The sequence below is a fragment of the Cognatishimia activa genome (assembly GCF_017798205.1).
GTDB classification, from domain to species: Bacteria; Pseudomonadota; Alphaproteobacteria; order Rhodobacterales; family Rhodobacteraceae; genus Cognatishimia; species Cognatishimia activa_A.
Window position 1 is genome coordinate 2283731 of record NZ_CP060010.1, and the last position, 12303, is coordinate 2296033.

Annotated in this window: 11 protein-coding genes; 5 read left to right on the forward strand and 6 right to left on the reverse strand. The window is 53.7% G+C overall.

Annotation, left to right across the window (positions count from 1 at the left end):
* Positions 1–273: 273 nt before the first annotated feature.
* The 3 genes from HZ995_RS11215 to HZ995_RS11225 form a co-directional block, all read right to left on the reverse strand.
* Positions 274–1626: an MATE family efflux transporter gene (locus tag HZ995_RS11215; protein ID WP_209355739.1), complete on the reverse strand. Its 1353-nt coding sequence runs from the start codon at positions 1624–1626 to the stop codon at positions 274–276.
* 270 nt (positions 1627–1896) lie between these two features.
* On the reverse strand, positions 1897–2907 hold the full coding sequence (locus HZ995_RS11220; protein ID WP_209358251.1) for a cytochrome d ubiquinol oxidase subunit II: 1011 nt from the start codon (positions 2905–2907) through the stop codon (positions 1897–1899).
* A gap of 6 nt (positions 2908–2913) precedes the next feature.
* Entirely contained in the window at positions 2914–4284 is a 1371-nt protein-coding gene (locus HZ995_RS11225; RefSeq protein ID WP_209355740.1) for a cytochrome ubiquinol oxidase subunit I, read from the reverse strand.
* Positions 4285–4799: 515 nt separating this feature from the next.
* Here HZ995_RS11225 and HZ995_RS11230 point away from each other — a divergent pair.
* The 5 genes from HZ995_RS11230 (at position 4800) to HZ995_RS11250 (ending at position 9785) form a co-directional block, all read left to right on the forward strand.
* On the forward strand, positions 4800–5702 hold the full coding sequence (locus HZ995_RS11230) for a LysR family transcriptional regulator (protein ID WP_209355741.1): 903 nt from the start codon (positions 4800–4802) through the stop codon (positions 5700–5702).
* Between the two features lie 103 nt (positions 5703–5805).
* Positions 5806–6663 (forward strand): NAD(P)-dependent oxidoreductase, encoded by an 858-nt coding sequence (locus tag HZ995_RS11235; protein ID WP_209355742.1) that lies wholly within the window; start codon positions 5806–5808, stop codon positions 6661–6663.
* Between the two features lie 49 nt (positions 6664–6712).
* On the forward strand, positions 6713–8170 hold the full coding sequence (locus HZ995_RS11240; RefSeq protein WP_245168652.1) for an aldehyde dehydrogenase family protein: 1458 nt from the start codon (positions 6713–6715) through the stop codon (positions 8168–8170).
* 1 nt (position 8171) lies between these two features.
* A complete protein-coding gene (locus HZ995_RS11245) occupies positions 8172–8906 on the forward strand; it encodes a serine O-acetyltransferase (protein WP_245168653.1) in 735 nt (244 codons plus the stop codon).
* A 9-nt stretch (positions 8907–8915) separates the two neighbouring features.
* On the forward strand, positions 8916–9785 hold the full coding sequence (locus tag HZ995_RS11250) for a VOC family protein (RefSeq protein WP_209355745.1): 870 nt from the start codon (positions 8916–8918) through the stop codon (positions 9783–9785).
* Positions 9786–9835: 50 nt separating this feature from the next.
* On the opposite strand, the gene HZ995_RS11255 is transcribed toward HZ995_RS11250, so the two are convergent.
* The 3 genes from HZ995_RS11255 to HZ995_RS11265 all read right to left on the reverse strand — a co-directional run bounded on the left by HZ995_RS11255 (position 9836) and on the right by HZ995_RS11265 (position 12229).
* Entirely contained in the window at positions 9836–10165 is a 330-nt protein-coding gene (locus HZ995_RS11255) for a hypothetical protein (RefSeq protein WP_209355746.1), read from the reverse strand.
* A gap of 199 nt (positions 10166–10364) precedes the next feature.
* Complete coding sequence (locus HZ995_RS11260; RefSeq protein WP_209355747.1) at positions 10365–11228, reverse strand: amidohydrolase family protein; 864 nt, start codon at positions 11226–11228, stop codon at positions 10365–10367.
* A complete protein-coding gene (locus HZ995_RS11265) occupies positions 11225–12229 on the reverse strand; it encodes an ester cyclase (protein WP_245168654.1) in 1005 nt (334 codons plus the stop codon). The genes HZ995_RS11260 and HZ995_RS11265 overlap by 4 nt, the downstream gene beginning before the upstream one ends.
* Positions 12230–12303: the final 74 nt, after the last annotated feature.

Sequence of the window (12303 nt, forward strand, 5' to 3'; positions counted from 1 at the left end):
CCCGTATCGAATACAGAAATATGTTGAAGAAACATATTATTAGTTACGAAATCCCATCTCGTTTGGATCACTATCCGAGCACTGTTTTTCGCATTTTCTGGTTTCAGCCCAGGGCCGTATCGCGGTATGAAAGCGTAGCGCTCGAGGCCGCTGTGTTTCAGCTTTCAGAATACTGTCCCACGAATGGTGCGTTGCAGCGCAGTGTTCGAATGGTTGGGCCAATTGCCTTGATAGACTGATCCAGGCGGGTCAGCTCGGATAGCTGAGACACAATTATTCATTATTCTCGGCTCTGATTGGCACATTGGTTAATCGCCAGAACCTTAGTGGCAATGCAACCGCTGCGACGACAAGGCCCAAAGTGTAACCCAGCCAAATGCCTGTGGCGCCGAGGTTAAACAGAAAGCCGAAGGCATAACATGCCGGAAGTGCCAGAACCCAATATGCGGTAAGGGTAATTGTTGTTGGCCTACGCATGTCGGACATGCCGCGTAGAGCCCCTAGTGCGGTGCCCTGGATACCATCGGCGACCTGCAAAAGGCCTACTATGAAAAACAGAACAGTGGCGAGGTCGATGACGACTTGATCCGTAGACATGGTTGCTGCCAAGTGCCGACCTGCCATAATAAAGAGAGTGGCCACTAGGATTTGCCAAAAAGTAACCAAGGCAAAGGACGCTTTGAGTATCGGGCGAAGGCGTTCTTGATGGTCTCGCCCAACGGCTTGGCCAATCCTAATTGATGCCGCGCCAGCGACACCGAGCGGGATCATATACGCCAAACCGGCCAGCGCATTGACGATTTGATGCGCGGCCAAAGCCTCGGCTCCCAGCCACCCCATCATGACTCCCACAATAGCGTAAGCTCCTCCTTCACCTGCGTATCCCAAGCAAAGCGGCATGGCCTCAGCGCCTTGTTCTTTTACATTGGCCCAAGAAATTGAAACTCGTTGACGATAGGGTGCAAGACCTGATGCACGCAGGAGGACGAAAGCGGCCGCGACAAGTGAGGCGCACTGCGAAAGGATACTGGCCAAGCCCGCGCCCAAAAGCCCCATGTCCAGCACATGAATGAACGTATAGTTCGCGGGAATGTTCACGATGACGCCGATGTATGAAAGCGCTACGGCTGTCCAAGGCCACTCTACAGCGTCAAAGAGCGATTTTAGGCCAAAAAACAGAGTGAACGGGATCATCCAAAGGGCCATAGAGACCCAGTAGGGCCAAAGGATTGTCAGAACCTCTTCGGGCTGTCCAAGTGGCTTTAGGAGCGGAAAGAGTGCTAGCATCAGCAGCGCGCCAGCGCTGCCACCGATCAGACATAGCACTACGCCACCTCGCAACGCGGCAGCCACACGGGCAAAGTTGTCAGCTCCATGCGCTTGACTGATTTGGACGGAAATCACGGTAATGACGCCCCAAAGCGCCGAGATCATTATGATCAAAACAGCCGTTGTCACCCCAGCGGCGGCCAACGGCACCGTCCCGAGAGGTGAGATCATCGCGGTATCTACGACACCGATCAGAAGGGCAGCCGCGAGCCCGACCATGAGCGGAATGCTTAACCGGATAACAGGCATCAGTTCGGCACGCGTTGTCGCCGGATTGGTAAGTGATTGGAAAGGCATGGATGTTCCTTCGGGCGAAAGCCCTAGCAATGTCGTCGCGAAACGGAGGTTCAAGCTCCGGAAATTTAACAGGCAATTAGCCCTGCGACGGGAAATCCATCTGACAACTCCTTACAATCTTGGGCTAGATAACGGATCTGGACATTGGTTGTCCATAGGAAGCCGAATTGATCAACTGATGTGGCGACGCTGGGAAATTGGCGCGCAGTGCAGCTTCCATTGCTGGATGCCTGAGCGAAAATAGAGTTAGCCGCTGCCTTTGAATACCAATTAGTCGTACCGGAGTTCAGTCGCCTTACCTCGGAAAATCGTATAGGCAAGCACTGTGTATCCCGCGATGACCGGCAATACGAAAATTGTGCCTATCAAAATTATGAACAGACTTTCGGGTGCACTTGCGGCGTCGTAGATGGTTAGTCTTTCGGGGACAACATATGGATAGAAACTGTATGCCATCCCAAAAAACGCCATAGAAAACAGAGCAATAGATGCTACGAATGGAAACCAGGCCAACCTGTCGTCTTTGGTTGGCAAATGGCGCAGACCGTACCAAAGCAAAGCGATGAGCAACCCCGAAGCTAAAGGCAACGGGGCCAATAGCAAGAATTCAGGAAAAGCGAACCATTTATCGAAAATGCGGTCACTCACCAATGGCGTTGCGATGGAAACCAAGGCAATGCCAATGACGAGCCCCCAAATACCCCCGCGCGCCCATTTCACCGACTTTTTCTGCAATTCACCGTCGGTTTTCAGGATCAGCCAACAAGCACCAATGAAGGAATAGCCAACTGCCAAGAAACATGAGGTTATGGCTGCGAAAATCCAAGTTCCTAATGTGCTCTCCAGACCCATAATATATTTCCCGAGCATGAAGCCTTGGGAAAGTGAGGTCATTAGCGAACCGCTGAAAAAGGCGAAGTTCCAGTAACTCTTTTGGCGAGTTGGGGCTTTTGCCCGAAACTCAAAAGCCACTCCTCGAAGGATTAAGCCAACTAGCATGATGGCGACCGGAAGGTAGAGAGCCGTGAGAATAACGCCGTGCGCCGTTGGAAAGGCGACGAGCAAAATGCCTATCGCGAGAACCAGCCAGGTTTCGTTGGCATCCCAGAAGGGCCCGATCGACGCGACCATCCTGTCCCTCTCATCGTCCTCTGCGAAAGGAAACAAGACCCCTACACCGAGGTCAAAGCCATCCAAGATCACATAGATAAGGATCGACACCCCCATCAGCATTGCGAATGCGATCGGAAGCCATTGAGTTGGGTCACCGAATAACGTCATCAATAATCACTCCGCTGGGAGGGGATCAACATCCCGAGACTGTGGCGGTTTGAAGCCTGAGTGACCGGCCTTTTTTGCCAAGTAGAACAAGACGGTTACGTAGGCAAACAGCAGCAGTGCGTAAATCGTCAAGTATACGGCCAACGTCGAACCAACCATCGGCGCAGGAACGTCCGCAACAGCTTGTTTTGTGGTCAAGACACCCTGCACCAACCACGGTTGACGCCCAATCTCTGTCGTATACCAGCCTGCAAGAGTTGCGACCCAGCCCGAGAAAGCCATCGGTACCATCCCAAACTGGATCAGTTTAGGAATTCCGGCTGGCCCACGTCCCCCTCTCATGAAAAACAGGGTGGACCAACTCAGCAGCAACATTGCCAGCCCAGTTCCCACCATGATGCGGAAAGACCAAAACACTGGGGCAACCGGTGGATGCAGAACCGTTCCATCCGCGGCAACAAAATCATTCAATCCAGGGACAACGCCGTCCGCTTTGTGTTTTAGAATGATCGACGCGAGGCTTGGAATACCAACTTCAAATCGGTTTTCACGCGCATCTTCGTCAGGGAGGGCAAACAAAAGTAAAGGAACGTTTGACTGTGTCTCCCAATTACCCTCCATCGCGGCAACTTTCTGAGGCTGATACTCGAGCGTATTCAGGCCGTGCATGTCCCCCATGAATATCTGAGCTGGAATAAGGACAGCTCCCAGCCATGCACCAGTTTTGAATGTTGCACGGACATCTTCACCACGATCATGTCGCAGCCAGCGATACGCTGATAAACCAAGTATCAAGAACGACACAGTTAGCCCACTGGCCAGCAACATGTGAACAAGGCGATAGGGCATTGAAGGGTTGAAGATGATCGCAAGCCAATCGGTTGCATGTGCCACTCCATCCCGCATTTCAAACCCGGCTGGCGTATGCATCCAACTGTTCAAAACCAAAATCCAGAACGCTGACATTGTGGTTCCAAAAGCGACCAAAAACGTAGCTAGCGAATGCAACCAGTTTGGAACCTTTGAAAAGCCAAAAAGCATAATTCCCAGGAAAACGGCCTCAAGGAAAAACGCTGTCAGGACTTCGTAAGCGAGCAGGGGACCGGCAATATTTCCCACAGTCTCCATGAACCCGGGCCAATTTGTGCCAAACTGGAATGACATGGTGATACCCGACACGACTCCCATCGCGAAGGATAGCGCAAATATTTTGACCCAGAATTGATAGGCCGCTAGCCATTTCGGGTTTTGCGTCGCGTTGAACCGCAATTTGAAGAAAAGCAAAACCCACCCAAGAGCGATGGTTATCGTCGGGAAAAGAATGTGGAACGAAATATTCGCTCCAAACTGAATTCTTGAAAGCAGAAGCGTATCCATAAATGCACCTTTGGACTGGTTTGCATTCTTAGCGGGTATATATGCTGACCAACTTGAAACTTAATGGTGATGCGGCTCTGTGGCGCAGTTCGGGTTTCTGTTTACTTTCCTCTCCATGTTAACTCCGAAAACGCAGGAAGGATCCCTTCGATTATAGGGTTTATTGTCCCGCATGGCGGTAACCATTAGCGCGTCAAGAGAATCCATTAAATTATTGCTTTGAAACGCTTACATTCATTTTGATGAAGTCGCGTTTTAGTCTTCGTCTCCGCCACCCAAAACCTCACAAAAATCAGTATGATGTTGGGGGGTTCTGATCGAGGAGTCCGCAAGACTCCTTTTTCACACCACCATTTGAGAGCCCAAATCGATGACGTCGTTCTTTGCGGTCAAACAATCGTCGCCTTTCAAGTCACAGTAGTCTTTCTGTGCGAGAAGCCCCCATTGCCCAATTGTTGCACAAAGTGTCCGTGTTCGTAAAATAAGTTGCGTCATTTGCAACAGTCTGACTCGATATGGATCAAAAACTCACCTCTACTTTTTTGCGTGTTTGCCAAGAGGGCTCTATTCGAGCAGCCGCTGTCGCTTTGGAACAAGAGCCTTCAACCATAAGCCGCCGACTGACCTCGTTGGAGGAAGAGCTCAGTATTCAATTGCTCGAGCGGCGAAAGAAGGGTGTCACACCGACGGAAGCAGGCGCGTTGCTCTTGTGCCATTTGCGTGCTCAGATGGCTGAGCTAGAGGCGCTTACAGCTGAGTTTGACGCTTTGAGAGGGATGCGCAGGGGTACCGTTTCACTCGCGGTCGGAGATGGGTTTATCAGCGATTTGATCAAGAACGCACTGCCCGGTTTCAAGAGGATGCACCCAGAAATCACTTTCAACATGCGAAGTGGTTCAACCGAAACCGTCATGCAAGATGTTCTCAATGATGTGGCGCATTTGGGTTTTGTTTTCAACGCGATGCCAGATCGCCAGTGTAAAGTATTGGCGCATATGACGCAGCCGCTGCAACTCTTGGTCAGTCCGTCATCAGGATGCGCCAATACAGTCGCCCCTGTGTCAATCAACACTCTTGCCGGTATGAGAATGGCCCTGTTGTCGTCAGGGTCCGGCATAGGTGCGATGGTGCGCGAGGTCGAGACAACCTATGGGGTCCGTTTGAATCGAGATTTAGAAGCGAACTCGCTCGCAGCCGTACGTAACTTTGTTCGAGAAGGGCTGGGCGTCACTGTCCTTCCTTCTTTCGTCGTTGCGCAAGAGATCGCGGATGGCTCAATCGTAGATTTGCCTGTGGACATACCTGAATTTGCAAAAGGCGAAGTCAGCATGATCGCTCGTTCGGGTCGGCGCCTGCCTGATGTCGCCATGAAGTTGGCAAACCACGCGATGCGGTCGATGCTGGCGTTCAAGACATGATCAAGAGTTGATGTTGCAAATTTCGCAACATTTTACTCGAACGCATGCAATTCACGGAACTAGGGTGATGAGCTAACTTTCACAAAACCTTGGGGAGGGGCTCATGATCGGATTGATTGGATTAGGTGCAATGGGGGGCGGATATGTCTCTCGTCTGATGGATCAGAAAATTGATCTATTGTGCTATGATGCCATGCCGGAAGCTCGCGACCGCGCGCGTGAATTGGGCGCCAGTGTAGCTCAAAGTCTTGCTGATTTTTGCGCTTGCGAAACGGTCCTTCTGTCTTTGCCTAAAGCCGCGATTGTAGCGTCGCTCATGGACGAGCTTGGTCCAAATCTGAAACCGGGCACCATTGTTGTGGACACATCAACGTCAGAGCCCGACACCACCAAGCAGCTCGCTGCGACTGCTGAACGTCAGGGCTATGTTTTCCTTGATGGCCCCGTCAGCGGCGGACCTCTCGGAGCTCGCAGCGGCACTATGACGATGGTGGTCGGCGGCGACAAAACCGCCTTTGCAAAAGTCCGACCACTGCTCGAGAAAATGACGGGCAAGCTGCTCCATATAGGTCCGTCTGGCGCAGGTCATACGGTAAAGATCGCCAACAATCTCTTGTGCGCCGCGAACCTTGTTTTGATGAGTGAAATGGCGCAGATGGCCGAGCGTGCTGGCATTTCTTTGTCAGAGCTTCTTGCAGGCATCAACGCTGGGTCCGGTCGATCGGGCGTTAGCGAGGTAAACTTTCCCAAGTGGATCACCAACGAAGCTTATGACTCGGGGTTCACCATGGGATTGATGCGAAAAGATGTCGGCCTTGCCACCGGGTTGGCCGGCCGCTTGGGTATCGACCTTCCGGCGACCGAGGCGATTGCCGCAATTTGGGAGAGCAGCCGCGAAGAGCTGGATGACAACGCCGACTTCAATGAAATCTTCAAATTCCGGAACACGTCTAATGCTTGACCGAATTGCTCACTACAAGTCGCTCTGCAGCGCGCTGGGGCTCGCGGACATGCCTCAAAGTTACGTTGGGGGTGAGTTTGTCTCTGGCAGTGGCGCGATGATCGCCTTGGAGGACCCGTATTCCCGCGCTGTACTGGCCGAATATTCCGACTGTGGTGCGGCGATCGCAAATCAGGCCTGCGAGACGGCTGAGGCTGCGCAAAAGGTCTGGACGGCAGATTTCACCGCTGCGGGGCGCGGCGTGGTGATGCAGAAGATAGCAGCCTTGGTTGATGAACGGCAGGAAAGCTTGGCGCAGGTTGAGGCGGTCGTATCGGGCAAGCCAATCCGCGATTGTCGTGTTGAGGTGGCCAAGGTCTCGGAAATGTTCCGCTACTACGCCGGCTATACCGACAAGTTGCACGGGCAAGTGATCCCAGTACCCTCGGGCCATCTGAATTATACCATCCGCGAGCCTTTGGGCGTGATCTTCCAAATCACTCCGTGGAATGCGCCGATGTTCACTGCCGGTTGGCAGATTGCGCCTGCAATGGCCTGCGGGAACGGCGTTGTTTTGAAACCCAGCGAGCTGACGCCCGTGACCTCGGTTGCCTTGGCTGCCCTCTGCGAGGAAGCAGGCGCCCCAAAGGGACTGGTCAATGTGCTAGCAGGGCTTGGACCAACAGCCGGTGAAGCAGCCATTGCGCATGACGCGACGCGCAAAGTGGTTTTTGTAGGGTCGCCGGCAACCGGTCGAGTTGTGGCTACTTCGGCTGGGAGGGCGTTGAAACCGGTCGTGCTGGAACTGGGTGGGAAATCTGCCAACATTGTATTTGAGGACGCCGACCTGGAAGCCGCCTGCAAGGGCGCGCAGGCCGCAATCTTTGCCACGGCAGGTCAAAGCTGCGTCGCAGGTTCGCGGCTCTTGGTGCAAGCATCAATCAAAGACCATTTTTTAGAGATGGTCGCGGATGGTATGAGTCACCTGAAAGTTGGTGATCCATTGGATGATGCGACAGAGATTGGCCCGATTAGCAATCGACGTCAGTTCGATCACGTGACAGCTATGGTCGATCAGGCAGTGCAAGAAGGAGCCAAGGTTCTGACAGGCCCCAGCTCCGAAGGCGATGCGCTGATGGTGCCGCCTACGATCCTCGCCGGCCTGCCGCCCGAAGCAAGTGCTGCTCAAACCGAAATTTTCGGACCCGTCGTGACGGCTCTGAGTTTTGAAGATGAAGCCGATGCCCTGCGCATTGCCAATAGCACCGATTTCGGGCTGGCTGGTGCAGTTTGGACCAACAACGTTAGCCTTGCCCACCGTATGGCAGCAAAAGTGCGGGCAGGGACATTCTGGGTAAACGGGTATAAAGCCATCCATGTCTCAACCCCCTTCGGCGGCTCGCGTTCTTCGGGATTTGGTCGATCCTCTGGTATGGAGGTACTCATGGAATACACAGAGCCCAAAAGCGTATGGGTGGAAACAGCAGAAGTCCCCCGCGTGGCTTTTGGTTATGCCCCGAGCGAATGACATGAACCTTCTGGAAGACATCGCCCGCCTTTTTCACGCAGAACCCGCCTTGTCGGCGCTTCTTGGGTTTGAACCGGACGAGGTACAAAACGACGCTGAACTGCTCGCCGCTGTCTTGGCCGGGCTCGTGCAAGACGCGCATGCGCGACATCGGGTGCGTGACTTGGTAGGTGAGGGATTTGCTGAGGACAGAGAGGCTGTTTCGGTCGCTTTGGAGGATCTCGCCGCCACTGCCGCGCGCGATCTGAGCACTGACCCTGCGCGGGTTTTGCTTTTTGCTGCGGGGTATCAGGGGCTGTTGTCCTATCGCGCATCTCGGGCTTTGTTCTTGTCGGGCCGTGACACCGCCGCCGCTGCGGTCAAAGCCATTCTAGGGCGACAGCTGAGCGTGGACATAGCCCCAGAGGCCGATATCGGTCGTCGGGTCTGGCTTGACCACGGGCTTGGCGTTGTAATCGGACGCACTGCGATCATCGAAGATGACGTGAGCATCTGGCACGGGGTCACTCTGGGGTCGAATTTTGTGAGTATGGGCGACCGCCGACACCCGCTTATCTGCAAAGGGGCAGTGTTGGGCGGTCATGCGATCATCTTGGGCGGCATTGATATCGGCGAAAACGCAGTCGTCGCCGCAGGGGCAATCGTGACCAGATCGGTTCCCGCTGGCAAAACGGTTTATGGTCCCAAGGCTACTATCCGCGATCGAAAGCCCGGCAGTTTCAGCGGATTTCTGTAGGAGGTTGCAATGGCATTTCTTGGGATCGACCATCCGCTGATCGCTGTTCATGATCTCGACAAAGCAATTGAGACTTACCGTGATTTGGGCTTCTTTATCGCGCCTCCGGGACAGCACCCTTGGGGAACCTCGACGGCGCTGGCTTTGTTCCGCCATCAGATCATAGAGATTGTGAGCATTGGCGATGAGACTTTGCTGGATGGATACGAAGCGGGCGGGTTTCGCTTTGGTCGACATGTTGAAGAATTCCTGAACAGGTCCGAAGGCGTAGCTCTGACGGCGCTGTTCACCGAGGACGCAGAAGAGGCCGAGCAACAACTGGCCGATCGCGATATTCAATGCACTGGCACGATTGATTTTGGTCGCGATGTTGTCCGTGCAGACAGTAAGCCTGATCGAACCAAAACCACGCTTAAGGTTTTCCACAATGACAGCCTGCCGCGTTTGTCCGTTTTTGCATGCCAACAACACCGACGCGACCTGCTGGAGTTTCCTAACAGGATGATCCATCCCAACGGCGCGCAAGGCTTTGCGGCCGCAACTATTGTGGCCGAGGACAAAGCACCTGTGCTGGATTGGTTCGCCCGTATTCACAATGTGTCTGCCACAAAAGATGCCGAAGGGTTTGACGCTGTTGAGACCACCAACGGACATTGGCGCATCATGGCGCCCGACCAATTTGAGGCTTTCTACAGAGTTACTTTATCCCAGGCTTTCTTCGCAAATGGACCGCGCATTTCAGCTTTGGATGTTCGTGTCAAAAATCTTGGGGTCGTGAAGGATTGCGCCTCTGTGACTGTGTCAGAAACCGACGAACATCTTATTGCATCTGACATGTCGCAGCTTGGCGGAATAGCCCTGCGCTTTGTTCCCTCATAACCTTCGCCTCACAATCTTGTCCGGCATCTGGTGTTGCGCTTTCTTACGGGTCAGTTGGAACCAGCAGGCGCGCTGTTAAAGCCGTCAATCATGCAGCCACCAGCGGGTCCAAAACAGCTTGCTTCGAAAATCTGCTCGCAGCGGATCTGATCTGAAGTCACATGGTCAAATACCTGCATGGTATTTTGATTGAATACGATGTGATCACCAGAGATGCGCTCATCAAGCCAGGATATGAAATAGATACCTTCGGCAATCTTCGTCACATGGGTTCGGAAGGTCTCTGCGGCTGCGCCATCGACGGACATCCATGTTTCGAGGTCGTTGATTTGGAGTTCAACAACACCCGCGCCGCTGTCATAGCGAAGCGTCTTGCCCATGAGTTCCGCCAACCCATCAGCATGGCTTTGAACAAGCGGTGGCTGGAATTCGGTCAAAGAGGTGAGCCGCCCCGACTTCGCAAGTAAATGTCACTACGCTTTGTGCGTAGAAAAGGTCCGTCTGGCAACGCGAACTTGCATCCGCAGCGTCTTGCGGGACCGGTGTGTTTGCCTTGCGCTCGTCCTTTAACGTTCAGGCTTAAAAGTAAAAGGCGTGCGCCACTGAGTTGAAGACTTGATCGTAGTGGTCTGATGGGATCAAGGCTCTCTGGGTTTCAAACATTTTTTGATAGTCCGAATAGAGTTTGTCCACCGGGAAGTTCGATCCAAACATGACGCGATCCGGACCAAATTGCCCAATGACGTCTTCTACAATCGGCGCGAGGCTTTCCTGCGTCCAATTGTGTTCAAACATTCCAAGTCCAGAGAGTTTGCAAGTTACATGAGGCAGGTCTGAAAGATGCCGCAATGACCGCGCCCAATTGGCCAGACCCGCTTCCGTTCGATCGTGTGGGGAGCCTGCGTGACAGAGCGCGACGGGCGTATCCGGCGCCTGTGCGATTACGGTGGCGGTTTTCTCCATGAGCTCTGGATTAAGCTGCAAGTCAAAACTCAGCCCGCGGTCACCCGCTTCCTTGAGACCTTTCAGGAATGAAGGGTCGTCCAGCAAGTCGTTCGTGCCTGTCACAGCATCTTCGCCAGGGGCACGTCCGATGATTTGGCGCACGCCTTTCACTGTCGAAAACCGCTGGTATTCATCCAGTTGAGCAGGCAGGTCCGGCGCTGTGAGATCGCAAAACACCACTTGCGCCATCGGCCAATCCGGCGTGGCGTCGGCAACCGATTGAACCCATTTTGCCTCGGCCAACGGGTCCTCTGCGCCTACCTGAATGTGGACCGATCCGGTGATCCCGCAGGCACTCGCCTCAGCTCGGAACTCATTGATCAGATAGTCGCGCTGAATAGGGGAGGGATCTCCGAAAAAGCGTTCTACGCCTTGGGCCATCAGCCAAGGGTAGTGTACCGCGTTCAAATCCCAGAGATGGTGATGTGCATCGATCATGTGCGGGGCACCTCTTGCATGCGGGCCAGTATGTCGACGCCAAGGCCTTTCCAGAAATGCAGAAGGTCAATGAAGATCCAGTTCTCGGCCAGCTTGTCGCCTTCGCGACGATAGATGTCGATCACGCGCATCTCGCCAAGTTTGTCACTGGCAGGCATGCCCATAAACCCGCCATCATGGCGGGCGGTGAAATTCGGCCAGCCAAAGAAACCGCCGTAGTGCCCTTCGGCCATGCGGCAGATGTGGTTTGTCTTGGATCGTTCAGAAAAGGCCGCGCGGAAGGGGCCAGAGTGCTGTTTGGCGTAGCGCTCGATTGTGTAGGTCGCACCGATCCCGGCTGGCCCCCACCAGATCATGTCGTCGTGCCATGTCCGCGCCAGTTCTTCTTCGAGTGGCAATCCAAGTTGCCAAGTGCCCAGATCCCCAATCATGGCGTTGATCGCCGCAAGGGTCGCGTCACCTTCGGCCTTTGGTTGCGCATCAAAGAGCAATCCATCATGCGTCATAGGCCCGGGCTGAACCAGATGCGCTGCGGTTTGAGGCGGGAAGGGATTTAGGCCCGCTTGCATCATCAAATGCGGGATATCGAAGTACATGGCGGTTTCGACGATCTTGCCGCCCGCGACCTTGTTGAACTCGCAATACCGCAGGAAAGCCATTTTGCCCGTCGGCGCGATGCCAAGCCAAGGCTCATCAAAGAGCCCCATAAGGTGGCCCATAGACACAACCCATGAGCCGTCAAAGCCGTCGGTTTCATTCTTGCCTGCCATGAAAACATCCTGACGCCGTTGAAGCCGTTTTAAGGATGTTTTCAGGGGTGCCCAGAATTCTGATGCGACACGAATCGAGTCCGTCATTTCATTGAAAGGATGAAAGCCGCGCCACAGATAGTCGGTCGAAATATATTGACCCAGAACACCCGCTATATCGCCAGAATCGGCGGCGTCCAAAGCAGCATAGTATTCTCTAACTAAATGTTTTTCCGCTTGAAAGTCGACCACTCGACCTCTCCCTTTGATGGATTTTTGCACACGTTTGCAAAAACTTCTTGCCAAAATCCGGAACCCGAGTCTAC